Genomic DNA, 24,934 nt, shown 5'->3' on the forward strand with positions numbered 1-24,934 from the left:
AATCCCTAAAATGGGAAATAGTAGATAGATATATTGAGGTGAAAATTAATGAATAATTGCCCTAATTGTTTAGCCAATAATTCTTTTACGAAAGTATACGAAGATGGTTTAGTATTAATAAGGTGTGAATACTGTAATACAGTTATAGAAGATAAAACAATACCAAAAGAGATTGTTAAGTCAGAAGTCCAGGATGAATTTGAAAATGAATATGGAGGTAATGTTAATGAGGGAAATACTCATATTCACGGATGCTTATTTTTGGTACTCTTGGCCATAGGTGTATTTTTTTACATTATTTCTATGGATAACTTGGAAATTATACACTGGATTATTATCTTTATGATTGGAATAGTAATTCTTCCTTTCGTTATATTGTTTTTCTTTTTTGACCAATAATTTGTGGAAATAAAAAAAGCCCATTACCGATTAAGGTAATGGGCAATTACTTGCATTATCAAATTGTTTTAGCCATGGTTATATTCGTAATTTCATAACCCATTTTTTCATATAATCCACGTGCTATTTTATTATGACCAAAAACGTTTAAACCAATTTTATTCATACCTAACTCTTTAGCAATAATTTCAGCTTCTTTCATTGCTTTCTTGCCATACCCTTGCCCTTGATATTGTTCAAAAATCACAAAATCATAAATAAAACCTTCATTAGGATTTTTAGGGGCTTTTTGCGAAATCCAAATCATTCCAACTAAAATATCGCCATGAAAGATAGACAATAAATGATTATTTTCGGTCTTCTCACCATTTGGTAGTAGTCGTTCAAATGATTCCCTCGACAAGTTAATCGCTTCATCTTCACTCCAATTTCCGGAAGCGATTTTGTCTTTTGCATAGTCTTCAATTGCATAACTAATATATTGTTTGAACTCTTCTTGGTTCATAGGTTTTAATGAAATCACTTTATTTCCCTCCTAATCTATCTTTTAATCTTAACACTTTTTCAAAATTTCTCATAATTACACTTAAAATTAGTTTTTTAATTATTAAATGCTACGCTGTGCAATAATAATTTTCAAACCTTCAAAATCACCATTTGTCATAGTGCCATTATCGAATTTTTCCAACCATGACCTATCCATCAATCCTTTACCGACTGCTTGTTGAATATAATCACGTACAGCAGCTTTTGCAGTTGTCCTTGTGAATTTCATTGTGTCATCATTCTTTGCAATTGGTTTAGTTGTATTGCCTTCCACAATTAATTGCACTTGGTATTTACTATTAGTCGGAATAATCACTTGTCCTTCAATTTTGTATCCCTTTGGCATAATCCAATTTGGCTTAACCTCAAAATGGGGACGATCAATATTACCTGTCCAATCTCCACCCCATGTAATACCTAGCTGACGTGCAATAGCACCGGGTTGCCACATCATATAAAGACTGTGGAGGACCAACAGCGATATCCCATGCTAATCGTGACTTATGATTGCTGTCTAGTGTCCAAGTAACAATTTGTCCTGGTCGAGTTCTTCCTTGTTCATAAAGGTACTTCTGTCGTTCTTGTGAGCGATATGTTTCAGTAATAAAGATGTTCTTAATACCTGCTTTAAAGCACTCTTGGAATAACAATCTACATGCTGTTTGTGCAGCTGGCAATAGTTCCAAGATCTCCCCGCATGTTGTAGTAATGCTTGTCATTTTACATCACCCTTAGGCTTGTCATCATTCAATGCCTACTTGCTGTCCGAAGTGCCTTTTGTAGTCGGGTCGATAATAATACCAAGCAAGCCTAAAATATTTAATACAGTCTCTGAAATGGCTGTGATTTGTACATTGTAAATCGTAATATCGACATTAAAAATGCCCGCTGTTTGATTAGCGAGTACAATAGTAATACAATTTATGACACCCCAAATTACTTATATTGCAAACGTGATTTCCAGTTAATTCCCATGTATAATTCCCTCCATTTTATCTAAACGTTTATGTGCTTGTTTACTTGATTCCTCTACAAGAATCACACGCTCTGATAACCCTGTAACACGCATTTCTTGCGCTTTAATATCAATATTTATCCCAGCATTAATATTGTCTAATTTTGTGCGTATTACAGCTGAATCAGATGCATCATTTTTTACATCCTTGTCTCGATTGCAATTGTAAGTAAGTACTCCAATAAAAGCTCCTAATACTATACATAAAATTCCGATTAAAGCTACTGTTTGACTGTCCATGTCAATACCTCACAAATAGAAATAGCACTGCTCAGCACAGTGCATTACTTAGGTCTTGTTATATAAAAAGAACCCTACACAGATGATTGTGGTAGTCAAAGGAAAAAGGACACATCATAATGACGTGTCCCCTAACCATTTAATAAAAAAATAATAAATTTATGGTGCAGCTTGAACTGTTACGCTTAAAACGTTTGTAGGGTCAGAAGGTAAACGCACTTCGACTATTTGTCCTATTTGTGTCCCCCACATAATTGTTCCATCAACAAAAGTAGTAACTAATGTCCAATTAGAAATTGGTGTAATACCATCTGATTGTAAATGACGTATTTCAATTTGCGTGGATGACGGTAACCCTACAACTTTACTGTTTGGGTTTGCATAAGCAGCACCTATTGTTATTATGCCATTCTCGTCTTATTCATGTACATGCTTTATAACGAGCCTTCACCACACAGGCGACTTTCATCGCATACGGCGATCCGTCAGCAGTAAATCTAGTACTTATTTCCCCGTCAACATTGTAATTTTATTTCTAAATTAATTCAATAGAATTTTGACAAGGTAAAGAAATCTTAACCTTCCATAGACCTTATCATTTTTAGACAATAAAAATAACGCTAGCTAATGCTGCGTTTACTGTTCACCTGATTCTATAATTGCTTGTTTATATTATCATTCCTTACGCCACACACATGCTACAACTTTAATCGAAAACGGTACACCTGTTAAAAAAGTACAAAAAGATAGGACATAGTCGAGCTGCCGTAACAGAAGATCGCTATGTCCACCTCACTGAAAAAATGGCCAGAGATGCTGCTAACATCTTTGACTCATTCGTTCAATATATATAAGAATTACTAACGTATTTTTTATGGTGGGAAACACCACAAAACACTTATTTCAAACCCCTATAAACGCTGTTATATCAACGTTACTTCGAATCATCCATCTTCAGCACAGCCATGAATGCCTCTTGAGGGACTTCGACGGAGCCTACTTGTTTCATACGTTTTTTACCTTCTTTTTGTTTATCAAGAAGTTTGCGCTTACGAGAAATATCCCCACCGTAACATTTCGCTAAAACGTTTTTACGGATGGCTTTAATTGTTGAACGTGCCACAATTTTTTGACCAACTGCTGCTTGAATTGGTACTTCAAATTGTTGGCGTGGAATTAATTCTTTTAATTTTTCTACGATGATTTTGCCTCGATCATAGGCAAAGTCACGGTGTACGATAAAGCTTAGTGCATCGACCTGCTCACCATTTAGTAAAATATCCATTTTCACTAATTTCGATGGCTGGTAACCGATAAGTTCATAGTCGAAGGATGCATAGCCCTTCGTATTTGATTTTAAATAGTCAAAGAAATCATAGACAATTTCGGATAAAGGCATTTCATAAATAATGCTTACACGGGATGTATCAATATAATCCATCGTCATGAAATTACCACGCTTCAATTGACAAAGCTCCATAACCGCTCCCACATAATCATTTGGCACCATAATGGTTGCCTTTACATAAGGTTCCTCAACACGCTCGATTTTTTGTGGGTCTGGCATAAAGGATGGGTTATCTACTTTAATATCAGTGCCATCTGTCATATGAACATTGTAAATTACAGAAGGTGCTGTTGTAATTAAATCAATATTAAATTCACGCTCAATACGCTCCTGAATAATTTCCATATGGAGTAATCCTAAGAAACCGCAGCGGAAACCAAAGCCAAGTGCTTGAGATGTCTCTGGCTCATATTGTAGAGCAGAGTCATTTAGCTCTAGTTTTTCTAACGCTTCACGTAAATCATTGTATTTAGCTGTATCAATTGGGTATAAACCACAATAAACCATTGGGTTCAAGCGACGATAACCTGCTAATGGCTCGGCTGCTGGACGATTTGCATAGGTTACAGTATCACCTACGCGTGTGTCACCTACGTTTTTAATAGATGCTGTTAAATAACCTACATCACCAACTGTTAATTCAGCCTGTGGCACAACCTTTGGTGTATGTACCCCAACTTCAATAACCTCGAATTCCGCACCTGTTGCCATCATACGAATTTTATCGCCAGGCTTGACAGTCCCGTTGATCACACGAATCGAAATGATAACACCTTTATAGGCATCGTACACAGAGTCAAAAATTAAAGCTTGTAGTGGAGCATCAGGATCACCCGTTGGTGCTGGTACCTTTTCCACGATTTGCTCTAAAATATCCTCAATACCAATACCTGCTTTCGCAGAAGCTAGTACCGCTTCAGACGCATCCAGCCCGATGACATCCTCTACTTCTTGACGCACACGCTCAGGATCAGCGGCAGGTAAGTCAATTTTATTAATAACAGGTAAAATTTCTAAATCATTATCAAGTGCTAAGTAAACATTTGCTAGTGTTTGCGCTTCAATACCTTGTGCGGCGTCCACAACTAAAATGGCACCCTCACAAGCAGCTAAACTACGGGATACTTCATATGTGAAATCGACGTGTCCTGGTGTGTCGATTAAATGGAATGTATACACTTCGCCGTCTTTTGCTTCGTACTTTAATTGAACTGCATTTAATTTAATCGTTATCCCTCGCTCACGCTCTAAATCCATTGAGTCGAGGAGCTGTGCTTTCATTTCACGGGAAGTTAAAGATTTTGTTTGCTCTAAAATACGGTCAGCAAGCGTTGATTTCCCATGGTCAATATGTGCAATAATAGAGAAATTTCGTATATTCTCTTGTCGTTTTAAACGTGCATCTCGGTTCATCTTTTCCACTCCTAATTAAACTATAATGAATTATACTATGAACATAACGCAAAGTACAACAGCAACTAGACTAGAAAGCCTATAATATCAATACTTTCAGTGTTTAATGCTGTTTTTAGATTTTACAGTATTAAGTATATAAATGCAGAGAAATTAAGGGCGCATTTGTCCAAATTCAACTTTAGACCATATATTTGCACAGAAAAAGTCAGTCAACAGACAAAGCTGTGTAGACTGACTTTTTTCATTAATTTTTCTTGTTTAAGGATTGTTGAATCAGGTTTGTTAAAACTTCTACCCCTTTTTTCTCTAAATGAACGCCATCTGGGGCGAAGTATTCTGGATGATTGAGTGCTGCAGCATGCCAGTCAATGAGTGTAATATGTTCATTCTCCTGGGCTTTTTGCTGTAATGCTTCATTCACTTTTGCCTCCCATGAACGGGGCACACGTGTATTCACTAAATAAATATCAGCATTTGAAAAAGCGGCAAGGAGTGTGTCCATTTGGTCATTTGTAAAATAACCATTTGTCCCCAATTGAAGAATGACTGCATGATTGGGTTGATTAAAACTTGCATAATTTGGTGCTAGTTTGACAGCTTGTGAAACTTGACGACCTATTTTTCCATCGATTGTAATAGTTGGGTAAATAGTATGTAAGCTCGGGCCAATATCAATCATAAGTGAATCACCAATCGCTATTATTCCACGATAAAACTCATCCCGTTCAGGCACTTTATTTACATCATTTTCTTCTTGCTTTGGTGTTTCTATCTGCTGAACATCCTCCACTTTCTCTTCCTTGGAAGGTTCGTTAGTTGGTAGCTCTGATTGCTGGTCATGCTTGTTTAAATTAGTTGTAGGTTCATCACCATTAATTTTGATGTTTGTTGGATATGAACTCGAAGTGCTTTGCTGACCTTCCCCTACTACTCCTGTCATTCCTGTGAAAAACATAAGAAGGAAAAGTGGAGCCATTACCGTTGAAATTTTTCGTGAGAATGAAAGGCTTCCCCATTTATTTTTGTTAAAGACAAAGTATTTCCCATAATAGGCTCGGAATCCTTCTTTACGGATAGGCATTTCAATGAAGCGATAGGATAGCTCTGCTATCATAACAATAAGTATGATTTGAAGTGCAACCCGCCAATAAGATGGGTTGCCAATTTCATGAATAGGTGTACCTAGTACCATGACAGGATAATGCCATAGATATATGCCGTAGGATCGAGAGCCAATCCAACAAAGCGGCCTCCATGCTAGTAGTTTTCCTAAAATGCTGACGGGGTGACAGATACATGCAATCAAAACTGCTGCATTTAAGCAAAATAAGAACATGCCACCTCTATAAAGGAAGGGTTGATATTCATCTACATAAACAATACTAACTAGAAAAATCATAAGCGTAATGAAACTCAAACTATTTAGCTTCTTCACATGGTTTGTTGATAATTTTTGTGCAGATAGCCTTTTCATTGGCCAAACAAGAGCTAGCCAACAGCCAATTAATAGTTCAAAACAGCGTGTGTCCGTTCCATAATAGACACGGCTTGGATCTGCACCTGGCTCATAAAGAATCGCCATTACTAGAGCTGAACAAACCGCTCCGATAAAGACAACTTTAGCCAGTTTACTTTGTTTTTGAAAAATATAAAGGCCAATCATTAAGAGCAAGGGCCAAATCAGATAAAATTGTTCTTCAATAGCTAGCGACCATAAATTTTTTAAAGGTGACGGGGAGCCAAAACTATCAAAATAAGAAAGTTTATGAAAAATGAACCACCAATTACTTGAATAAAAAATAGAGGACAACGCATCTCCACGTAATGTATGAAGAAGTTCTTTATGAAAGAGCGTTGCCCAGACAAATGATATAACAATCATCACGTAGGCCGCTGGTAGTAACCGCCTAAATCGTCCAATCCAAAATTTCTTTAGACTGACTGTTAATTGATTGCCCTTTACAGGCAAAATGGTAGAGGTGATTAAATAGCCTGATAATACAAAAAAGATATCTACTCCTAAAAAGCCACCTCTAGCCCAATTGAAGTTAAAATGATAAGCAATAACTGCTAATACGGCTAATGCTCGAATCCCGTCTAGTCCAGGAATATAACGATGATTTAATGACTTGCCTGACATACTATTCCTTCCTTCAATAATCTATCAATTTCCTTTTGCATAATGGCCTTATAGCTACTATATCAAGATAAAACCTGTTATCCCTTAATAGCACCTGTGATTTGAACATCATCTCCTCTTTATACTTTTTCATTTGTGCACTTATATGTTTGACGTTTGAAATACGATAAAAGTTTTAGAGAAAAATGAAACGTGATCACTCTTTGTCTTTTTAAAATTCATATGTATGTTTGCTATTGTCTTAAAAGGCATTCCCAAAAATGGTAGATGCTTCAAAAGCACATTTTGCCTTACTTGCATATGCCTTCATTAACGTTTTATCATGAAAATCGAAAGCCAACTTGAAAATTATAAGACAAGAATGAAGCAATGGAAAGACAAATAATTAGATTTTGTTCTGGAAATTTTTATGCTAGAATAGCAAAAAAGTGAGCCTGTAACAGACTCACTTTTTTCATCCTTGTTCTATTGTTTTGAATCATTTACAAATGCTTTTGATATGGCCTTGCCAATTACAGCAATCGTACGATTAACCTCTTCCTCCGTATTGCCAATTCCACCAACCTCAACAATCATCATTTGCTTTGCCAAATCCTGATTATATCGCCCATCAACACCATCACCACTTTTGGAAATAACACCTTTTGATATTTTTGGAACGATGGCATTTAATGTGGAGGATAAACTTTCTGCATACGCTGTATTCCAGCGGTAATTTGCATGCTCTGCACCAACCACAATAGCAATTTTTGCATAGTTTTCCCCATTATATGAGATCGTTGTAAGATCATGTTTTAATGAGTCACGATGTAAATCTAGTATTAAATCATAATTATTTGTTTCTAAATGCTTACTTAAATAAGGTCTCATGACATTATAGGATTCATGATATCCCTTACCCTCAGCTTGTAATTTCTTCATAATATCTACATCGAGGATATTTGTCTTCAAGCCATTTACATTAAAATGATTCACAATCTTATCCTTTAGACTCATAATATTGACTGTTTCATGAGAAGTCGCTACCTTACCACTCACAGCTTTCACCATTGGTTCGTATGCTTCATGTGAATGAGTAAATAACACTAACACTTTAAATGGGTCCGGGTCTAGGGCTTGATCTGGTTCAGGCTCTTTCGTTTGTTCCAGTACACTTTGTTCAGCTAAATTGGTAGCGGCAAACACGACTTGCTTATCTTCTGATTGTTTAATCGGAGTCGATGCTTGCTTGTTGAACGGAAGTTGCCCAGCAATGACAGGTAATACGAAAAAGAACAATAATATACCAAATGACCATTGTAGTTTTTTTAGCAAAGTCACACCCTCCTCCCCATATCGTATGGAGAGGGGGTGTCATTTAGAACGAAAATAATTTTCTTGTTTTACGCATAAATCTGAGTGTTTTAGAAGGTCTATCAAGAACATTTTTTTAGCCTTTATTATAAATCACTTGCCCAGTTCATTAGCATGGAAGCCACTAGTTTTGCATAGCGATCAATCCAATAGTCTGCTTCCTTTGGTGTAACCATCAATTGTGTATGTGAGCCAGCGAAGGTTTCTTCAAACAGCTGCTGACGTTCCTCCTTCGTCCATGTCGCCCATTCTCCAAAAATAGGTTGTACTAACGTCATATCAAGCTCTTTATTGATATCGGGTTGCCAAGAGGACAATGAGAGCTTCGATGATGGTTTACTGCGCTCAGCTACACGAGCAGCTATCGAGCGAAGCATCGTTTCTACCGCATCAGCAATTAATACAGGTGCATCTACTACTGTTGGGATACCAATTGCCGTTACAGGAATCCCTAGCATCTCATAGGAAATTTCTTGCCGTTGATTGCCTACACCTGAGCCAGGATGGATGCCCGTATCTGTTAATTGAATTGTTTTACAAAGACGATTACTCGCCCTTGTAGCAAGCGCATCAACCACAATAATTAATTTTGGTTGTAGACGCTCAGCAATCGCAGCCACAAACTCCCCTGTTTCATAGCCCGTTTGCCCTGTAACACCTGGCGCATACATGACAAACTTTTCATCTATCACATCTAAGCTATGCAGATGATCAATTAAATAAGGACCTATGGCATCAGGTGTAATGGTACGATTGCCCAAACCAACAATTAAAATTTTATCATCTTCTTGCCAAGAAAGTGATTCATGCATGTTTTTAAAATTCACAAGTAATTCTTGCTCAAGCTGTGCAAAGCCATCTTGGTCTTCTAATGTCAGTGTTGGGACAGAAAGTGTAATATACTGCCCTTCTTTTTTGCCAATTTGCTTTTCACCCTCAGCATCTACAAGGACATCTGTAATTTTCACTCGACCAGCATTCCGATCTTCTATTTGAACGCCACTCGATTGTTCTAGCTTTTCTTTTTGTTCTTTGGTCTGATGGACAACTACCTCTTCAGATTCATCGATTAAATCTGTTCGTTGCCAATTAAAATTTTGCATACAGTTCACCTCAAGCTGTAGTTTGTTCAAACTGTCAAGTAAATATTCTTTGCATTTATCTATTGCAATTTGGTCAAGCGTTTGTTAAAATGATTTTTGTTGTATTAACACAAGAAATCAATGAGAAGATATCATCTCGTACCTAATTTAGGAGGTGAAATATATGCCAAACATTAAATCTGCGATTAAACGCGTAAAAGTTAACGAAAAAGCAAACATTGCTAATTCTCAAGCTAAATCTGCAATGCGTACTACAGTGAAAAAAGCTGAAAACGCTGTTGTTGCAAACGCTGAAAACAAACAAGAACTTTTACAAGCAGCTTTCAAATCATTAGATAAAGCAGCTTCAAAAGGACTTATCCACAAAAACGCGGCGGCTCGTAAAAAGTCTCGCCTTGCTAAAAAAGCGTAATTGTTTAAAGGATCAGATACTCTATTAGGAGTAGCTGATCTTTTTCATTTTGATAGATAACACAAAAGCTGCCCTTTATTGGACAGCTTTTTATGTTACAGTTGACGTAATAGAAATAATTCTAAATGTCTCTCTCGATTACCACCAGTCGATTTCAGCTGTAAATCAACCTCAGCTAGTTGATATAATGCTCTCAATAAACTTTCTTCTGATGGGCGATGATGCTGCTCAGTCATGAGTTTGACACGATACGGGTGAATTTTTAAATTTTTGGCGATTTGTTGTGGATGATATCCTTTCTTCAACAAATAAAAAACATTGGACATGGTACGAACATTGGATGCAAGCAAGCCAACTAACATAATAGGCTCTTGTTTTTGTCGTAATAAATCATGATAAATGGACAAAGCGCTGACCGAATCATTAGCCAAATAAGCATTGAGCATTTTAAATGCATCTTGCTCCAATGTTTTTGCTACTAGATCCTCCACTAACGAAGCTGTAATTTCTCCACCCTCACCTAAATAGAGGGTAAGCTTGTCAATTTCCATCTGCAATTGCAGCATGTTGGCGCCCACCATCGTTACAAGCAGCTCAATAGCCTCTTGTGTGATGCTGTTGCCCTGTGCCTTGACAACGCCTTGAATCCATACGGCTAAATCCTGCTCTTTTGGGGTTTCGGCTTGTACAAGTAATGCATGCTCTTTGAGCATTTTGGTCACTTTTTTACGTTCATCTAATTTTTCATAAGGGGCAATAAAAACCGTTACGGAGAAATCAGATGGATTCGATAACCACGTTTCCAAACGTTTTACATCATGATCGATTTTTTCTTTCCCTTTCTCAGTTGCTTTTAAAAACGAAGCGTTTTTAGCAATAATAAGCTTACGTTCTGAGAAAAAAGGAATCGTATCTGCTTCATCCATAACCACATCTACTGGCACCTCTTCTAAATCAAATGCGGTCATTTCCAGCTCTTCTTCTGACCCCATCGCTTCTTTTAAACGTTTAATGGTTTCATCTATAAAATAGCTTTCTTCACCAACAAGTAAATAAACCGGTGCCAGCTCACCTTTTTTTATTGTATTCCAAACCTTTGAAATCATAATTTTCCCTCCATCTAGCAATACTATTAGTATACATGATTTCATGGTCCTTTGTGACTTTGACCGAATTGTGTCTATTCCTTGCCAGACTGGGAATTCTCCTTTTCGATATAGCTTTTATGACCATGTTGTCTTATAATAAATAACAGAATTGGAGGGATAACAATGAATCCATTTGAAGGAAAGAACATACAATGTCGACGTAACGATGCCATCGATTCTGGTGTTGGCTTCGGTGTATCATTTGGCGTTTTCACAATTATGTTTATTATTGCAACTATAGTAGAATTCGTATCACAGTAATTGGACTTATGCAGGAAAAAGGCCTTGGTCATTGGACAAGGCCTTTTTCATTTACTGCAGCAGACCAACCATTAGCACGAATACGTATTTCAATGGTTCCATCCACCCCTGTTGTCAAAGTCGCTAAATTGCGACTGACAAAACGTTGTACTACTTCTTCATGTGGATGACCATAGCGATTATGGAGACCTGCACTGAAAACCGTTAATTCGGGCTGGAGCAGCTCAACAAAGGCTTCTGAACTAGATGTCTTACTGCCATGATGTCCCGCTTTCAGCAATGTTAGATTGGCTAATAGATGCCCATAACGCTTGATTAGCTGTTGTTCACCATATTGTTCCAAGTCACCTGTAAATAACGCTGTAAAGTCGTTCTGTTGCATGTACAATACGAGGGAATCATCGTTCCCTTCATAAAGGGTGTCATCAGGCGATAAATAATAAAAATTTGTCCCACCACTATGCCATGCTGTCCCCATCATCTTTTCTTTAACAGGTACATTGTGCTTATTTGCTTCTAGCAATAATTCTTGCATTAAAGGCTGCTGTAAAGAACTTGGTGTCACGTGTATTTCCTTCATCTTAATTTCTTGTAAAACCTCTTCGGCACCTTCTATATGATCTGCATCCGCATGGGTGGCGATAAAAATATCGATGGTGCGTATTCCTTTAGCTTTTAAAAATGGCACTACAACTTGCTTCCCTACCTCATAAGGACTATCTGCTTTTTTCCACTGCTCCTGTTCAAAGCGTAGTATCCCACCCGCATCAATGACATAGACAGCTTTTCTAAAAGGCAATTCAATAACGATACTATCTCCCTGTCCTACATTTAAAAATGTGATCTGTGTTTCGTTAGACAGCATGGGTGACAGATGAATCCAAATGGCGGGAATAACAAGTGCGACAATAGCCTTCCTGAACCTTCTCGTTTCTAAGTAATATAAGCTTGCTAAAACACTTAGCAGTGCTACACAGCTAAGCCAGATCATTGGCTTACCCGGTGACCATAATTGAAATGGTAGCTCCTGCATCTCCATAATCATATGGGTCAGTCCATTACGTAGCGGTTCGTAGCCAGCAAATAGCATATTGGCAAGCGGTAAGGAAATATAGGATAACATAAACACTACAATATTAAATGGTAATATAACAAAGGAAAACAATGGAACAAACAGAATATTGACAAAAAACGAGGACATAGATAATTCATAAAAATGATGAAGTAATAGAGGATAAACGAGCAGCTGGCAGACAAATGTGACGAAAAAAGAACGACTGAGCCAATTCTCCGTCTGTTTGAAAATGATACCTGAATAAACCAAACTAGCGGCAGCTAAATAGGACAGTTGAAAGCCAATTTGAAAAATGACACCTGGTTCAAGCATAACGAAGCCTATAAAGCTGATGGCTAGTGCATCATCTATTGAAAGAGTCCACTTCAAAAAGCGCAGTAACATCATTAGTTCAACTACAGAGACTGCACGCCAAACAGAAGGTGCACCTCCTGCAATGACCCCATAAACGGGTAAAAGGATCAGTAGTGCAGCCGTAGCCATTTCTTTGCGTATGCCTATTCGAAGTAAGCCTTCAAAGAATAACCAAGACACGAGTGCGACATGTAGGCCAGAAATCGCAAACAAATGGGTGATACCAAGCTTTTGATAGGCACGCTGCAGTTCACCCTCCATTTGATCTTGTGCCCCTATCAGAAGTGCTTGTGCCTCTGCTACAAGGGCTTTTGGAAAGGTTCTTTCTATATGTTTTTTCATACTGTGTCTTATTTCAGCCAAAAAGGTGAAGATGGAAGACTGCTTTTCGACATAACGCCAGCTAGCGATTTCCACAATGCCTGTTGCTCCCTTGCTTGTTAAATAGTCAGTCATTGAAAATGCATAAGCATGCGCAGATGGAGACGGTGCTACAAGCTCACCCCTGGCAAGATATGTTTTGCCTGCTAATGAAGTATTTTCATACAAACTTTTTTCTTGCTCTGATGAAAAGGTATATATCACATAAAGCTTTTGACGATTTGTAGTTGTAGCAAAACCACGGAGTTTTTGGCCGTTTATTTTATAATCGTTTGACCAGGTTATAGGGAAGGTTTTTGGTAAGGGGGAAGGTTCCGTCAGTTGATAGGTAGAAAGAAAAAAATAAGCGAATAAAGCACTTATCATTACAAACGTCACAAGAAAACATGACTCACCTTTTAAGATGAGCCACAGGGCTAAAAGCAATAAAAAAGTGAGTAGCCATGCTGACGAGTGTGCTGCAATAGCCGCTATAAGTACAGCAAGAGCTACAAAGATCCATTTATGCTTTAAAGCTCGATGCCAAATAATGCACTCACCTTCTGTTCATATGGGAGCAACTTTTCGGCTGGCACGCCACTCTCGCGAAGCTCATGAAGCATTTCTGTGTACAAGGCTAGTTTTTCATCTCGTAAAAAATCGATTTTACGGTCATCAAAGGGTACATGGACAACTTCCACGCCCGCTTTTGCAAATAATTCCTGGGCATAGGGATTATTTTTATAATCTGTTGCGTAATAGACACGTTCAATGCCCGCTTGAATAATGGATTTTGTACATGGTAGACATGGGAAATGTGTTACATACAAATCAGCACCTTTTGTCGGTGTTCCATATTTAGCACATTGCAGCAAGGCATTCATTTCAGCATGCACCGTACGCACACAATGGTTGTCAACTACATAGCATCCTTGTTCAATACAATGTTCGTCTCCTATAATGGAACCGTTATAACCGCCTGCAATGATGCGTTTTTCACGCACAACAGTTGCTCCTACTGCTAGTCTTGTACATGTACTACGTAATGCGAGTAAATGGCTCTGTGCCATAAAAAATTGATCCCAAGTAATTCGCTCCATATGATTACCTCCAAAAATTGGCTTACAAATTATATTTCTCTTGCTTTTCTACTATAGTGTATCCCTTATAGAAAAGAGGCGTCAATATTACATCCTGTAAAACGTTTACTTTACAGTAATCGCATCTTTTAGCTTCTCAAATGTTTTATCACCAATACCACTTACATTTTTTAAGTCTTCGATCGCTTGAAAGTGTCCGTGTTCCTCTCGATACGTAAGAATACTTTGCGCTTTCGAGGGGCCGATTCCTGGTAAGGTTGCTAGAATTGCTATATCGGCTTGATTAATATTAATCTTCTGCTCTTTAGGAGCACTTTCAGTAGGTATTGTTAAAAGAGTTGTAGCTCCATCTTCTAGCTGTTCACCCTTTGTGGGAATATAAATCACCATTTCATCCTGCACTTTTTGCGCATGATTCATGCGCTGTGTGTCAGCTTGCTCTGTATAGCCACCTGCAAGCTCGACAGCATCTTTTATGCGTTGGTCTTGCTGAAGCTCATAAACGCCTGGATACATCACAGCACCCTTTATATCAACAAATATCTGCTGAATCACCGCTTCTTCAGCAGTTTCACTATGATTTTTTTCTTCAAACGATTGGATTGTCTCGATGAGCTCTTCTTGGGGAGGTGAAGAGTCAAAACTCGAAAAATAGAAGTAACAAAGTCCACTGACTACCAGTATGCTGGGGAATAACATACTTTTTTTATACTTTTGCCATAAAGATTGGAGCATAGCACCCATCCTTTCCTTGCAAAAGGTCATCATATGGAGTTATCTACATCATACACTATGACTTGTTGATTGAAAATAATAATAAATATCAGGAGATTCTATTGACCTGCTTAAGAGAGCTATTCTTCGCTTTCGCCTTGCTATCCACCGATTTAAGCTTGCTATCCTTCGCTTTCGCTTTTCTATCCACTGATTTAAGCACGCTATCCTTCACTTTAGCCTTTCTATCCACCAAAAGAGCCACACTGCCCATTGGGGGACAGTGTGGCTCCGTTTTCTTTATTTCACCGCACGAATAAAAATGCGTTCGCTTTCATATTCAGGTGCTTCATCCGTAAAATCAGCTGTGATTTCCACATCATGAAAACCAATGGCGCGCAGCCAAGCCATATACTGCTCTATTGAGAAAGTACGTTGTAAATGCTCTTCATCAAAACGTTCATATAACTCACTTGCGATATCTCGCACATAAAAGGTCATTTGATGTGTAACAGAATGCTCGAAATCAGCTGGCGCTGTATGCCATACATAACTAATGTCCCCATCATCATACGTAAACGGTCCGTCTAAAAAAATCTCATTCATCTTAAATAATGAATGAACATCAAAAAACAGCTGTCCTCCATCACGTAAAGCATGATAAATACGTTCTAATGTTGTATAGACGGCTTGCTCCTCTACAACATAATTAAGGGAGTCAATGGTAATCGTCACAACATCTAACGCCTCAAAGCCATCTAATTCGTCCATCGACATACAATATAACGGAGCTTGGTAGCCTGCATCAGCAAAGCGTTTTGCTGCGATGGACAGCATCTCTTCTGATAAGTCGACTCCGCTGACCTTATAACCAGCATGGGCGAATAACAAGCTAAGCACACCTGTACCACAACCAATATCTAAAAGTGTGGGGTATTGGCTGCATGGTGCATGCTGTACAACCCAATCTACATAAAGATTGTAAGGAATATCCGTTTGTAGCTCATCATAGACATGGGCAAAGCGTTCGTAACTACTCACTTAGCTTAGGCCTCTGGCATGTCTAGCTGCGGTGCATCGCCCCATAGACGTTCTAAATTATAATAAGCACGCTCATCCTTATGGAATACGTGCGCCACTACATCTCCAAGGTCAACAAGTACCCAACGAGCTGCATCGAAACCTTCGACACGACGAATTTCATAGCCTTGTTGTTCTGCTATATCCTGTAACTCACGCGCGATTGCTTGCACTTGGCGGTCAGAGTTACCATGGGCGATGATAAAATAATCTGCTAAAAGGGAAATTCCTTGCATATTTAAAACGACAATATCCTCACCATGTTTGTCGTCAATTGCTTTGTACGCTGCTTGTAATAAAGTTGAAGTCATCCTTCACTATCCTCTCTGTTCATCGTATCGTTATAACATTCTATTGATAAAGGATAAATTGGTTGCTTTGTGTCTATTAAAAATGCCAAAGTATGGCGTACACATGCACTCATCGCCTTATCCAAATTTTTTTGCGCCTTCTTTCGCAGACGCTCCACACCATCAAATCGACGGTTTGGCTCAATCATATCTGCGACAAAAATGATTTTTTCTAAACGACTCATCCCAACGCGTCCTGTTGTATGGAAACGAATCGCATTTAACAACTCATCGTCTGTGATGCCAAACTCACTTTGCGCTATATAGGCACCGACTGGGCCGTGGAGTAATTCACTGCCCCAGCCAATTAATTGTGGATCTAAATTTTCATCACGAACGATATTCTCCATCCATTCAATGTCTTCATATTTAGCAATATCATGGAGGATTGCTGCTATTTCAGCTTTTTTAACATCCTCGCCATATTTTTGTGCTAAATCGATGGCTGTTTCCATTACACCGATTGTATGAATATAACGTTTTTCAGGCATTCTTGGCTTAATCGCCGCTAAATACTGTTCGCGTTCCATAAAGACCTTCCTCTCGTATGAACGTCTCTACCGCTTCTGGTAATAAAAATGTTACCGTTCCCCCAGTCGCAAGGCGTTCACGAATCAGTGTGGACGATAAATCGATTTGAGGCACTTCCACCATACTTATAGGGTACTCTGTTGTCGCCGCTGTTCCTGGACGCTTTACTCCGACAAACCGCACGATTTTTACTAAATCATCAATACAATGCCATGTATGTAGCGAATCAATCATATCGCCACCGATGATAAAGTAAAATTTCACATCCGGTTCTCTTCTACACAAGGCAGAAAGTGTCTCATAGGAATAGGATACGCCACCCTTCTCAACCTCATACGACTCTACTGAAAAATAAGGAAATGGACGAATTGCACGCTTCACCATTTCGAGTCGTTCGACATTACTAGCATCAAATCGTGCCTGCTTATGTGGTGGTATAGCATTTGGCATAAAACGGATTTCATCAAGCTCTAGCGCATGAAAAACCTCATTAGCCATCATGAGATGCCCTATATGTGGTGGGTTAAATGTGCCACCTAGTAAACCGACCTTTTTCATCGTCTCACCTTATTTCGTTGCTTTTGGTAATACAATCTTTTTATGATTGCGTGACTCTTTATATAAAACAACTGTCAGACCGATTAATTGGACAAGCTCCGCACGAGCACCTGTTGCCAGTGATTCAGCAACTTCATGTTTGTCCTCTTCACAGTTATCTAAAATACGCACTTTAATCAGTTCACGTACTTCTAGTGCCTCACGAATTTGCTTTGTCATTTCGTCATTAACTCCACCTTTTCCTACTTGGAAAATAGGTGTTAAATGATGTGCCTCTGCACGTAAAAAACGTTTCTGTTTACCTGTTAACATAAAAATTAGTTTCCTCCTAATTGCGCCTTAAGCTGCGCAATCATTGAATTTGTGTTTGGATAGTTTCCTAACCAGTGTTCAAAAGCAATGGCTCCTTGATGGACAAACATCCCTAAGCCTGTGACAATCGTTGCTCCTTTTTCTTCAGCCGCTTGTAAAAAAGGCGTCATTAATGGATTATACACAATATCCGCAACAATTGCTCCTTTCGCAAGTCGATCTAATGAAAATGGCATAGAAAAATTGCCCGTAGCAAGGCCAGCCGATGTCATTTGCACAATAATGCCGAAATCAGCTAATGTTTCTTCTGCTTCTTGTAATGACATCGCACGACCCATATCCATTTCATCAATTATCGCTTGGGCATTTGCCACCGTACGATTGGCGATAGTTAAATGGTGATAGCCTTGTTGCTGCATAGCAAAGGCAATACCGCGAGCAGCGCCACCAGCACCAACAAGTAATACAGGCTTGTCCTTTCGAGATACACCAACGGCTTCTTCTAGTGAGCGAACAAAGCCAATCCCATCTGTATTATAGCCCTTCAGCTTTCCCTCTTTTGTTCGTACGACTGTATTCACTGCGCCCATTTTTTGCGCCAGCTCATCTAGCTCATCTAAATATGGAATGATTGCTGTCTTATGAGGAATTGTCACGTTCCAGCCACTCGCCCCTAATGTTTTCAAACCAGCAACTGCTGATTCTAATTGATCAGAAGGTACATGCAAAGGAATATATGTCGCATCTATTGACATGTCCTCAAACCAAGCATTGTGCATGGCCGGTGATTTTGAATGTTCAATTGGATCACCCATAACTGCAAACCATTTCTTCATTTTCTAGTCCCTCTCTCTACTACATCCTTCTGTTTAGATCAGTGAAGGACGAATTGAAACTTGTACACCTTTTGGCGCGTAGGCTGCTACGACTACATTAGCATGCTGTACTGTAATCCAGCCCAGGCCAGAAAATACAACGTCTGTTTTCGCTTCTTTGATGGAAAACTCATGACGTACCAATGGTGGAAGTTGGTCGATAAAATCTGCAGTTGGAGGTGCCAGAAGCTCGCCTTTATGTTCTGCATATAATGTATCGGCCTTCTCAAGCTTTGTACGGTGAATCGGTAGATCGTTTGCCACATGGATTGTAAAGGCTGAACGCTCTCCCTGGATAAAGTCAAATCTCGCCAATGCCCCAATAAATAGGGACTGTCCAGGATTTTGCTGGTAGACTTTCGGTTTAATTTCCTTTTTCGGCATAATATATTTTAATTCACTTGAATCAATATGATGAGCCATTTGATGATGATTAATAATACCAGGCGTATCATATAATGCACTACCATCATCCAGTGGAATGTCAATCATGTCTAAAGTAGTACCAGGGAAGTGTGACGTTGTAATGACTTCCCCTTCTCCTGTAGCCTGTTTAATAATACGGTTAATGAATGTAGATTTCCCAACATTTGTACAACCTACAACATAGACATTTTGTCCGTTACGGTACTCGTCGATGGCCTCCATTGCTTCCGCCATTCCCTTGCCTTTATGGGCACTGACTAATAGAACATCGATAGGCTGAAGTCCTAGTGCCTTTGCCTCGCGTTTAAGCCAATTGATTACTTTTTTCGGTTTCACTGATTTTGGTAATAAATCTGCTTTGTTGGCAATCAAAAGAACAGGATTCTTCCCTACAAAACGGTGAAGCCCAGGTAGCCAGCTCCCATTGAAATCAAATATATCAACAATTTTTACGATTAAGCCCTGCTGTGTTCCAAGGCCGTTTAAAATACGTAAAAAGTCGTCATCTGTTAATGACACGGGTTGAATTTCATTGTAATTTTTCAAACGGAAGCAGCGCTGGCAAATGACCACATCCTTTTCTAATGATGATGGGGGTGCATACCCAACTGCTGTTTTATCTTCTGTTTGAATTGTTGTACCACAGCCAATACAATTTGGCATTTCAATCATTCTTGTTCCTCCCAAGTTATTATTCCTTTACGTTTCAAATCATTAAATACTCGACGCTCAATGAAACGATTCAATTTTGTTACCAGCCCATCTGATTGTGCAACAGGCTTTACTAACACTGTATGCAAGCCTAAACGTTTTGCGCCCATCACATCAGTCAGGAGTTGATCTCCAACCATGACTACTTCATTTGGGCGTAAACCTAGTTGAATCAGTGCATTATAAAAAGCATTACGAAGTGGTTTTTTTGCCTTGTGAATATACGGGATATCTAATGGCTCAGCAAAATGCTTCACACGCGCTTCATTGTTATTCGATGCAATAATAACTCGAATACCTGATTCTTTCATAATACGTAACCAAATAATCAGCTCTTCTGTTGCGTCTGGGCGATCCCATTCAACAAGCGTATTATCTAAATCCGTAATGATGCCTCTAATCCCTAATTCTTGTAACTTTTCCGGCGTAATTTCAAAAATATTCGTCACAAATTCGTTCGGTAATAAAAAATTATACAAAATAGCGACCCCTAATCTTAACGTATTATTCGACCATTATAGCATATTTGCAAAAGCTTCACCCATTCGAATTGGGCTTCCCTGTACAACATTATCCGTAAATTCAACCGTATCCTTTTCAAACAGCATAACCACTGTGGAACCAAATGAAAAATATCCAACTTCCTGACCTTTACGCCATTTCGTTGTCGTATTCGTAAGCACAATGGAATTAACAAAAGTCGCACCAACTTTAATAAAGGCTACATGCTGTTGATTGGCTGCTTTCAGCTCTGTCACTAAACGATAATTATGAGAAATTGGTTTTTTACCGTATGTAAGACCTAGCTGATTCACGGGATAAGATTTCTGACCAAGTGTATATTGTCGTACTACTTCCCCATCTATCGGACTATGGATACGATGATAATCAGCAGGACTTAAATAAAATACGATAAAATGACCATCTGCATATTGTGCGGCTCTCTCTGTATTACCTAGTAAATCTTGTAATGCATAGGGCTTACCCTTAACTAGAAATGTCATATCCCATTCAATGCGACCAAAAGATTCCACCTTGGCATCTACTGGGCTAACATAAATCGTTGGATTTTTTTCAATAGGTCGAGCTTCTTCTAGAAGTTCTCTTGTGAAAAAATCATGTAAACTTGAAAATTGTTGTTGTTTTTTTGAAACTTCTTCAATGTTAATATCGTATAACTTCATGTAGCTTGGAATTATACGTTTACTCCACTTCGCTTTTGCAATTGCCTGCAAAAGATGGGAAGATTGCTTACCATTCGTTAGTTCTATCAAGCGTTGATATAGTTTTTCTTTCATACAGTAAAACCCCTATCCATTAATTTAGACTGTCAATTTTTTCGCATTCGAAGTATAATGGTACAATATCTTAAGTGCAAAGGAGTGATCCCCCTTGTTTTTTTATCACAAGTTGGTGGATACCACGGTTAAGAAAATGAAATCGCACGCAGCTAACTTCATCACAATTAGTAATATGTCCTTTGGAGGCGCGGCTATTATGGCCATTTTACATGAATATTATAGCTATAGTGTCTTGTTTATCTTTATTGCAGCCCTTCTTGATCGCTACGATGGTAAGGTAGCGAGAGCACTCGGACAAGTGTCTGAGTTAGGTAAACAATTAGATTCTATGAGTGATATTATATCATTTGGTGTGGCACCTGCATTATTAATGTATGAAGTTGTTCTAGTTGATTTTGGTTTTGCCGGCATGATGATGGCCGTATTATTTATCGTCTGTGGCGCGATGCGTTTAGCTCGCTTCAATATTAGTGAAGCGAATGGTTATTTCACAGGTTTACCAATTACAGCTGCAGGTACGTTCTTAACTTTAACGTATTTCGCAGCCAATGCGTTCCATCCGGCATTTTATCTTTTCCTTTTTCCCATCTTAGCTTTACTCATGATTAGTACATTTACGTTAAAAAAAGTGTAACAGCACATTTGCTGTTGCACTTTTTTCATTTCCCACAGCTTTTAAACATATACTGTCGAAAAATGGGGAAAGGATGAAATCATTCAATGAGCGGAATTTTTACATCAATGTTGCAGTTATGGCTTGAAATCCCTGCGTTGCTTGGCTACTTAAAGGGGCAAACATTCCATAAACCCTTTTCAAAAGAAGAGGAAGCTGCTTGTATTGAACGATTTTTAGGTGGCGATGAGCAAGCACGTCTTGACTTAATCGAACGCAATATGAGGCTTGTCGCGCACGTCGTAAAAAAATTCCATCCAAAACATGAACAACTAGATGATTATATTTCCATCGGAACAATCGGTCTAATGAAAGCTGTCGAGAGCTATACCCCTGACAAAAAAACTAGACTTGCCACATATGCAGCCCGTTGTATTGAAAATGAAATTTTAATGCATCTGCGCACACAAAAAAAAGTGCAGAAAGACGTATCACTGTTTGAGCCTATTGGGACTGATAAAGATGGTAATGCACTGCAAATTCGTGATTTACTTCAGTGTGACGAAGAAAGCGCCACAGAAAAACTAGAGCATAAAGAACATGTGGCACAGTTATATCACTATTTGCATATGCTTGATGAACGTGAGCTCGAAATTGTGACACTACGCTATGGTTTAAACCAACAGGATGCCCTTACACAAAAGGAAATTGCTGCTCGTTTAAATATCTCACGCAGCTATGTATCTCGCATTGAAAAGCGAGCACTTATTAAACTCTATCAACTATACAAACGAGACCAAAAGTCTATTGAATAATATATTGTAAAATGGACAGTAGAAAAATTCAATGCATCATTGGCGGAAGATGTGCCTATTTCATGGCATATAAAAAGCTCCCCTGCGACATGACTATGTCGCAAAGGAGCTTTCCCGTCATACTAATGCGCTGACTCCGATAGTTCTGCTGAAATCAACGTGCCTATTAAAGTTGTAATAATGACTACACCCGCTGTTAAAAATAACATCATGAATGCCTCCCATTCTATTATGAAGAGATTTATTACTGTCAGTGTAGCATTTGTCCATTGCTTTAACTGTGATTTTTCTCACAGAATGACACGCACATTTTGACCATTTTGTGTAGTTTATAGAGAGGCAATTGCTTTTAAAACGACTTGTGTAGAATGCTTTGCAGCAACTGGTAAAAACTCATCGAAACTAATATTCGATTCTTTCCCAGCAATATCTGATAAAGCACGAATGACAACAAAAGGTGTAGCAAATTGATAACATACTTGAGCAACCGCAGCCGCTTCCATTTCTACAGCCTTCATTTGAGGGAAATGACGACGAACCGCTTCTACACGTTCAGGATCATTCATAAAAGCATCTCCAGAGCAAATTAAACCGATGCCATACTGATGCTCTCCAACCGCCTTGACGGCCTCCTCAGCGACTTTCATCAATTTCTCATCTGATTTATAAGCTGCTGGCATCCCAGCCATCTGTCCGATTTCATAGCCAAAAATTGTGACATCTACATCATGGTGGCGAACTTCATCAGAAATGACGATAGCGCCTACCTCAAGTGCCTCGTCATATCCACCTGCAGAGCCTGTATTCATAACAACATCCGGCTTAAACTCATGTAAAAGGATTGTCGTAGACATAGCAGCATTCACCTTGCCAATACCACTTTTTAATAACACAACTTCCTTGCCTTCATAAGTCCCTGTTGTATACTCACTGCCTGCAATCATTGTACTTTGTGCATCGTTTAATGCTGCTCTTAGAAGCTCTACTTCCTCTTCCATTGCGCCAATTACTGCTATTTTCATGTACTGTTACTTCCCTTCTTTATCAACTCTATTAAAAATAATCAAAAGAGTGATTTTCGTCAATAGGCGCCTTCTAATGTGTTAAGTTGCTCCAACTTCACGGGCTTCCATCCTTCATTTTCAACCCATTCCATACTGACACGGTACATCTGAGATTTATCATTCGTTGAAACTGTCGCAACGGATGAATTAGGACCACCATTATTTTGCATACGCCAAATAATCATATTGCTTTGTTCGATGCCTGTCACAGTCGAAACAGTGGCTACCTTCTCAGCCCAGTCTACAGACTTGTCATCATATGAAGAAACATGCTGACCTGTTTGAGTTGTAGGTGTTGGCTGCCAATTTTTATTCGTGATAACCTTGTCAACAATTGGATTATCCGATGTCGACTCTTCTGGCGTACCTTGCTCTTCCTGAGATGTATCAGGCTCCGATTCTTCCTCGGAAGTTTTGTCTTCTTCAACAGCGAGATCTTTATCCTGTTCTTTCGCAGGTTCTTTATCTACTTCTTTTTCGTTATCACCGCTCTTTTCCTCTTGAGCTGGTTCATCTTTCACTGCTTGATCTGCATCATCTTGCCATTTAAACACATAGGTTGCTGTAATAATAATAAGTACAACCACAACACCTATTAAAACATTCAATAGTTTATCTAGCTTTTTATTACGAGATGGCTGCAAATGACGACTACTTCGAGTTTGTCGTTCACTCATAATGTCTCCCCCTCTCTAGCAAATATTCTATCAAGTTCAACAGCTCTTGCAAAATAATTATACTCACTATTTTATTGCCAAAGAATGTTAAAAGCAGTCAGCCTAAGGCTAACTGCTTGTACACTTACACATTATTTAATGGAAATAATTTTCACTTTCATTTCGCCACCAGGTGTTTGTACGGCAACTTCTTCACCTTCAGCACGACCAAGTAGACCCTTTGCAATTGGCGATTCATTTGAAATGCGGAATTCCATTGGATCTGCCTCAGCAGAACCAACAATTGTATACGATTCTTCATCTGATGACGGTTTACCATTAATGATTTCTACAAATGTAACCGTTTTCCCAAGTGATACAACACTGTTATCTGTCTCATCCTCAGAAATAATCACTGCGTTACGAATCATTGATTTTAATGTAGAAATACGACCTTCTAAAAAGGCTTGCTCTTCTTTTGCTGAATCATACTCAGCATTTTCAGATAGATCTCCAAAATCACGTGCTATTTTAATACGTTCAACGATTTCTTTACGTGTTTCTGTTTCTAATTTTACTAATTCTTCTTCTAATTTACGTTTTCCCTCAGCTGTCATAGGGTACTGTTTTTCATTTGCCAAAGTCCTTCACTCCTTGT

Annotated in this window: 29 protein-coding genes; 5 read left to right on the forward strand and 24 right to left on the reverse strand. The window is 38.7% G+C overall.

The annotated features are described in order from the left end of the window. Nucleotides 1-48: 48 nt before the first annotated feature. Nucleotides 49-399 (forward strand): hypothetical protein, encoded by a 351-nt coding sequence (locus tag NV349_RS15260; RefSeq protein ID WP_271910463.1) that lies wholly within the window; start codon nucleotides 49-51, stop codon nucleotides 397-399. Nucleotides 400-457: 58 nt separating this feature from the next. Here NV349_RS15260 and NV349_RS15265 read toward each other — a convergent pair whose 3' ends face one another. The 8 genes from NV349_RS15265 to gpr form a co-directional block, all read right to left on the reverse strand. Then, nucleotides 458-922: a GNAT family N-acetyltransferase gene (locus tag NV349_RS15265; RefSeq protein ID WP_271910465.1), complete on the reverse strand. Its 465-nt coding sequence runs from the start codon at nucleotides 920-922 to the stop codon at nucleotides 458-460. Nucleotides 923-1,006: 84 nt separating this feature from the next. Continuing rightward, the gene (locus tag NV349_RS15270; RefSeq protein WP_271910466.1) at nucleotides 1,007-1,399 is read right to left on the reverse strand and encodes a M15 family metallopeptidase; all 393 of its coding nucleotides are present in this window, start codon (nucleotides 1,397-1,399) and stop codon (nucleotides 1,007-1,009) included. A 300-nt stretch (nucleotides 1,400-1,699) separates the two neighbouring features. Next, nucleotides 1,700-1,882 (reverse strand): phage holin, encoded by a 183-nt coding sequence (locus NV349_RS23175; RefSeq protein ID WP_334312333.1) that lies wholly within the window; start codon nucleotides 1,880-1,882, stop codon nucleotides 1,700-1,702. 27 nt (nucleotides 1,883-1,909) lie between these two features. Continuing rightward, nucleotides 1,910-2,200: a hypothetical protein gene (locus tag NV349_RS15285; protein ID WP_271910469.1), complete on the reverse strand. Its 291-nt coding sequence runs from the start codon at nucleotides 2,198-2,200 to the stop codon at nucleotides 1,910-1,912. A gap of 934 nt (nucleotides 2,201-3,134) precedes the next feature. Next, nucleotides 3,135-4,961 carry a translation elongation factor 4 gene (gene lepA, locus NV349_RS15290; protein WP_058844222.1) on the reverse strand — a complete coding sequence of 609 codons (1,827 nt, stop codon included), beginning with the start codon at nucleotides 4,959-4,961 and terminating at the stop codon, nucleotides 3,135-3,137. Nucleotides 4,962-5,208: 247 nt separating this feature from the next. Next, the gene (locus NV349_RS15295) at nucleotides 5,209-7,104 is read right to left on the reverse strand and encodes an acyltransferase family protein (protein WP_271910471.1); all 1,896 of its coding nucleotides are present in this window, start codon (nucleotides 7,102-7,104) and stop codon (nucleotides 5,209-5,211) included. 465 nt (nucleotides 7,105-7,569) lie between these two features. After that, nucleotides 7,570-8,424: a stage II sporulation protein P gene (gene spoIIP, locus NV349_RS15300; protein WP_249646113.1), complete on the reverse strand. Its 855-nt coding sequence runs from the start codon at nucleotides 8,422-8,424 to the stop codon at nucleotides 7,570-7,572. A gap of 119 nt (nucleotides 8,425-8,543) precedes the next feature. Further along, nucleotides 8,544-9,560 (reverse strand): GPR endopeptidase, encoded by a 1,017-nt coding sequence (gene gpr, locus NV349_RS15305; RefSeq protein ID WP_036121869.1) that lies wholly within the window; start codon nucleotides 9,558-9,560, stop codon nucleotides 8,544-8,546. 163 nt (nucleotides 9,561-9,723) lie between these two features. Here gpr and rpsT point away from each other — a divergent pair, with 163 nt between their 5' ends. Next, the gene (gene rpsT / locus NV349_RS15310) at nucleotides 9,724-9,972 is read left to right on the forward strand and encodes a 30S ribosomal protein S20 (RefSeq protein WP_036121871.1); all 249 of its coding nucleotides are present in this window, start codon (nucleotides 9,724-9,726) and stop codon (nucleotides 9,970-9,972) included. A 95-nt stretch (nucleotides 9,973-10,067) separates the two neighbouring features. Here rpsT and holA read toward each other — a convergent pair whose 3' ends face one another. Beyond that, nucleotides 10,068-11,078 (reverse strand): DNA polymerase III subunit delta, encoded by a 1,011-nt coding sequence (holA, locus tag NV349_RS15315; RefSeq protein WP_058844220.1) that lies wholly within the window; start codon nucleotides 11,076-11,078, stop codon nucleotides 10,068-10,070. A gap of 165 nt (nucleotides 11,079-11,243) precedes the next feature. Here holA and NV349_RS15320 point away from each other — a divergent pair, with 165 nt between their 5' ends. Beyond that, nucleotides 11,244-11,381: a YqzM family protein gene (locus tag NV349_RS15320; RefSeq protein WP_036121877.1), complete on the forward strand. Its 138-nt coding sequence runs from the start codon at nucleotides 11,244-11,246 to the stop codon at nucleotides 11,379-11,381. 28 nt (nucleotides 11,382-11,409) lie between these two features. On the opposite strand, the gene NV349_RS15325 is transcribed toward NV349_RS15320, so the two are convergent. The 12 genes from NV349_RS15325 to NV349_RS15380 all read right to left on the reverse strand — a co-directional run bounded on the left by NV349_RS15325 (nucleotide 11,410) and on the right by NV349_RS15380 (nucleotide 21,125). Further along, nucleotides 11,410-13,569 carry a DNA internalization-related competence protein ComEC/Rec2 gene (locus tag NV349_RS15325; RefSeq protein ID WP_271910474.1) on the reverse strand — a complete coding sequence of 720 codons (2,160 nt, stop codon included), beginning with the start codon at nucleotides 13,567-13,569 and terminating at the stop codon, nucleotides 11,410-11,412. A 131-nt stretch (nucleotides 13,570-13,700) separates the two neighbouring features. After that, nucleotides 13,701-14,270, reverse strand: coding sequence for a ComE operon protein 2 (locus tag NV349_RS15330; RefSeq protein WP_036121883.1), 570 nt, complete (start codon nucleotides 14,268-14,270; stop codon nucleotides 13,701-13,703). 105 nt (nucleotides 14,271-14,375) lie between these two features. After that, nucleotides 14,376-15,005, reverse strand: a complete 630-nt coding sequence (locus NV349_RS15335) for a helix-hairpin-helix domain-containing protein (RefSeq protein ID WP_058844218.1) — start codon at nucleotides 15,003-15,005, stop codon at nucleotides 14,376-14,378. Between the two features lie 279 nt (nucleotides 15,006-15,284). Beyond that, nucleotides 15,285-16,025 carry a class I SAM-dependent DNA methyltransferase gene (locus NV349_RS15340; RefSeq protein WP_036121889.1) on the reverse strand — a complete coding sequence of 247 codons (741 nt, stop codon included), beginning with the start codon at nucleotides 16,023-16,025 and terminating at the stop codon, nucleotides 15,285-15,287. A 5-nt stretch (nucleotides 16,026-16,030) separates the two neighbouring features. Next, nucleotides 16,031-16,375, reverse strand: a complete 345-nt coding sequence (gene rsfS / locus NV349_RS15345; RefSeq protein WP_036121893.1) for a ribosome silencing factor — start codon at nucleotides 16,373-16,375, stop codon at nucleotides 16,031-16,033. Then, entirely contained in the window at nucleotides 16,372-16,944 is a 573-nt protein-coding gene (gene yqeK, locus NV349_RS15350; protein ID WP_036121894.1) for a bis(5'-nucleosyl)-tetraphosphatase (symmetrical) YqeK, read from the reverse strand. Before yqeK ends, rsfS begins: the two co-directional genes overlap by 4 nt. Next, on the reverse strand, nucleotides 16,913-17,503 hold the full coding sequence (locus NV349_RS15355; RefSeq protein WP_036121897.1) for a nicotinate-nucleotide adenylyltransferase: 591 nt from the start codon (nucleotides 17,501-17,503) through the stop codon (nucleotides 16,913-16,915). The genes yqeK and NV349_RS15355 overlap by 32 nt, the downstream gene beginning before the upstream one ends. A gap of 9 nt (nucleotides 17,504-17,512) precedes the next feature. Further along, nucleotides 17,513-17,815: a ribosome assembly RNA-binding protein YhbY gene (gene yhbY / locus NV349_RS15360; protein ID WP_036121900.1), complete on the reverse strand. Its 303-nt coding sequence runs from the start codon at nucleotides 17,813-17,815 to the stop codon at nucleotides 17,513-17,515. Between the two features lie 5 nt (nucleotides 17,816-17,820). Continuing rightward, nucleotides 17,821-18,651 (reverse strand): shikimate dehydrogenase, encoded by an 831-nt coding sequence (gene aroE / locus NV349_RS15365; RefSeq protein ID WP_036121902.1) that lies wholly within the window; start codon nucleotides 18,649-18,651, stop codon nucleotides 17,821-17,823. 33 nt (nucleotides 18,652-18,684) lie between these two features. Further along, nucleotides 18,685-19,788 (reverse strand): ribosome biogenesis GTPase YqeH, encoded by a 1,104-nt coding sequence (gene yqeH, locus NV349_RS15370; protein WP_036121905.1) that lies wholly within the window; start codon nucleotides 19,786-19,788, stop codon nucleotides 18,685-18,687. After that, complete coding sequence (locus NV349_RS15375) at nucleotides 19,785-20,306, reverse strand: YqeG family HAD IIIA-type phosphatase (protein WP_271910476.1); 522 nt, start codon at nucleotides 20,304-20,306, stop codon at nucleotides 19,785-19,787. The genes yqeH and NV349_RS15375 overlap by 4 nt, the downstream gene beginning before the upstream one ends. Nucleotides 20,307-20,342: 36 nt before the next feature. After that, nucleotides 20,343-21,125 (reverse strand): phosphatidylserine decarboxylase, encoded by a 783-nt coding sequence (locus NV349_RS15380; protein ID WP_249646110.1) that lies wholly within the window; start codon nucleotides 21,123-21,125, stop codon nucleotides 20,343-20,345. A 136-nt stretch (nucleotides 21,126-21,261) separates the two neighbouring features. Between NV349_RS15380 and pssA the strand changes: the two genes are divergently transcribed. After that, nucleotides 21,262-21,762: a CDP-diacylglycerol--serine O-phosphatidyltransferase gene (gene pssA, locus NV349_RS15385; RefSeq protein WP_271913600.1), complete on the forward strand. Its 501-nt coding sequence runs from the start codon at nucleotides 21,262-21,264 to the stop codon at nucleotides 21,760-21,762. An 86-nt stretch (nucleotides 21,763-21,848) separates the two neighbouring features. Continuing rightward, nucleotides 21,849-22,556, forward strand: a complete 708-nt coding sequence (gene sigK / locus NV349_RS15390; protein ID WP_036121917.1) for an RNA polymerase sporulation sigma factor SigK — start codon at nucleotides 21,849-21,851, stop codon at nucleotides 22,554-22,556. Between the two features lie 329 nt (nucleotides 22,557-22,885). On the opposite strand, the gene mtnN is transcribed toward sigK, so the two are convergent. The 3 genes from mtnN to greA form a co-directional block, all read right to left on the reverse strand. Further along, nucleotides 22,886-23,578 carry a 5'-methylthioadenosine/S-adenosylhomocysteine nucleosidase gene (mtnN, locus tag NV349_RS15395; RefSeq protein ID WP_036121923.1) on the reverse strand — a complete coding sequence of 231 codons (693 nt, stop codon included), beginning with the start codon at nucleotides 23,576-23,578 and terminating at the stop codon, nucleotides 22,886-22,888. Between the two features lie 59 nt (nucleotides 23,579-23,637). Beyond that, complete coding sequence (locus tag NV349_RS15400) at nucleotides 23,638-24,297, reverse strand: YrrS family protein (RefSeq protein WP_036121926.1); 660 nt, start codon at nucleotides 24,295-24,297, stop codon at nucleotides 23,638-23,640. 131 nt (nucleotides 24,298-24,428) lie between these two features. Next, nucleotides 24,429-24,917, reverse strand: coding sequence for a transcription elongation factor GreA (gene greA / locus NV349_RS15405; protein ID WP_036121930.1), 489 nt, complete (start codon nucleotides 24,915-24,917; stop codon nucleotides 24,429-24,431). Between the last annotated feature and the right edge of the window lie 17 nt (nucleotides 24,918-24,934).

It is taken from the genome of Lysinibacillus sp. OF-1 (assembly GCF_028356935.1).
Lineage (GTDB): Bacteria > Bacillota > Bacilli > Bacillales_A > Planococcaceae > Lysinibacillus > Lysinibacillus fusiformis_D.

What these genes read in the sequence shown, in the direction of transcription:
- NV349_RS15260 (WP_271910463.1), top strand. Translation starts at nt 49, where the DNA reads ATGAATAATTGCCCTAATTGTTTAGCCAATAATTCTTTTACGAAAGTA.
- NV349_RS15270 (WP_271910466.1), bottom strand. Translation starts at nt 1,399, where the DNA reads ATGATGTGGCAACCCGGTGCTATTGCACGTCAGCTAGGTATTACATGG.
- NV349_RS15285 (WP_271910469.1), bottom strand. Translation starts at nt 2,200, where the DNA reads ATGGACAGTCAAACAGTAGCTTTAATCGGAATTTTATGTATAGTATTA.
- lepA (WP_058844222.1), bottom strand. Translation starts at nt 4,961, where the DNA reads ATGAACCGAGATGCACGTTTAAAACGACAAGAGAATATACGAAATTTC.
- NV349_RS15295 (WP_271910471.1), bottom strand. Translation starts at nt 7,104, where the DNA reads ATGTCAGGCAAGTCATTAAATCATCGTTATATTCCTGGACTAGACGGG.
- gpr (WP_036121869.1), bottom strand. Translation starts at nt 9,560, where the DNA reads ATGCAAAATTTTAATTGGCAACGAACAGATTTAATCGATGAATCTGAA.
- rpsT (WP_036121871.1), top strand. Translation starts at nt 9,724, where the DNA reads ATGCCAAACATTAAATCTGCGATTAAACGCGTAAAAGTTAACGAAAAA.
- holA (WP_058844220.1), bottom strand. Translation starts at nt 11,078, where the DNA reads ATGATTTCAAAGGTTTGGAATACAATAAAAAAAGGTGAGCTGGCACCG.
- NV349_RS15320 (WP_036121877.1), top strand. Translation starts at nt 11,244, where the DNA reads ATGAATCCATTTGAAGGAAAGAACATACAATGTCGACGTAACGATGCC.
- NV349_RS15330 (WP_036121883.1), bottom strand. Translation starts at nt 14,270, where the DNA reads ATGGAGCGAATTACTTGGGATCAATTTTTTATGGCACAGAGCCATTTA.
- NV349_RS15335 (WP_058844218.1), bottom strand. Translation starts at nt 15,005, where the DNA reads ATGCTCCAATCTTTATGGCAAAAGTATAAAAAAAGTATGTTATTCCCC.
- rsfS (WP_036121893.1), bottom strand. Translation starts at nt 16,375, where the DNA reads ATGACTTCAACTTTATTACAAGCAGCGTACAAAGCAATTGACGACAAA.
- yqeK (WP_036121894.1), bottom strand. Translation starts at nt 16,944, where the DNA reads ATGGAACGCGAACAGTATTTAGCGGCGATTAAGCCAAGAATGCCTGAA.
- NV349_RS15355 (WP_036121897.1), bottom strand. Translation starts at nt 17,503, where the DNA reads ATGAAAAAGGTCGGTTTACTAGGTGGCACATTTAACCCACCACATATA.
- yhbY (WP_036121900.1), bottom strand. Translation starts at nt 17,815, where the DNA reads ATGTTAACAGGTAAACAGAAACGTTTTTTACGTGCAGAGGCACATCAT.
- aroE (WP_036121902.1), bottom strand. Translation starts at nt 18,651, where the DNA reads ATGAAGAAATGGTTTGCAGTTATGGGTGATCCAATTGAACATTCAAAA.
- yqeH (WP_036121905.1), bottom strand. Translation starts at nt 19,788, where the DNA reads ATGATTGAAATGCCAAATTGTATTGGCTGTGGTACAACAATTCAAACA.
- NV349_RS15380 (WP_249646110.1), bottom strand. Translation starts at nt 21,125, where the DNA reads ATGAAAGAAAAACTATATCAACGCTTGATAGAACTAACGAATGGTAAG.
- pssA (WP_271913600.1), top strand. Translation starts at nt 21,262, where the DNA reads ATGAAATCGCACGCAGCTAACTTCATCACAATTAGTAATATGTCCTTT.
- sigK (WP_036121917.1), top strand. Translation starts at nt 21,849, where the DNA reads ATGAGCGGAATTTTTACATCAATGTTGCAGTTATGGCTTGAAATCCCT.
- mtnN (WP_036121923.1), bottom strand. Translation starts at nt 23,578, where the DNA reads ATGAAAATAGCAGTAATTGGCGCAATGGAAGAGGAAGTAGAGCTTCTA.
- NV349_RS15400 (WP_036121926.1), bottom strand. Translation starts at nt 24,297, where the DNA reads ATGAGTGAACGACAAACTCGAAGTAGTCGTCATTTGCAGCCATCTCGT.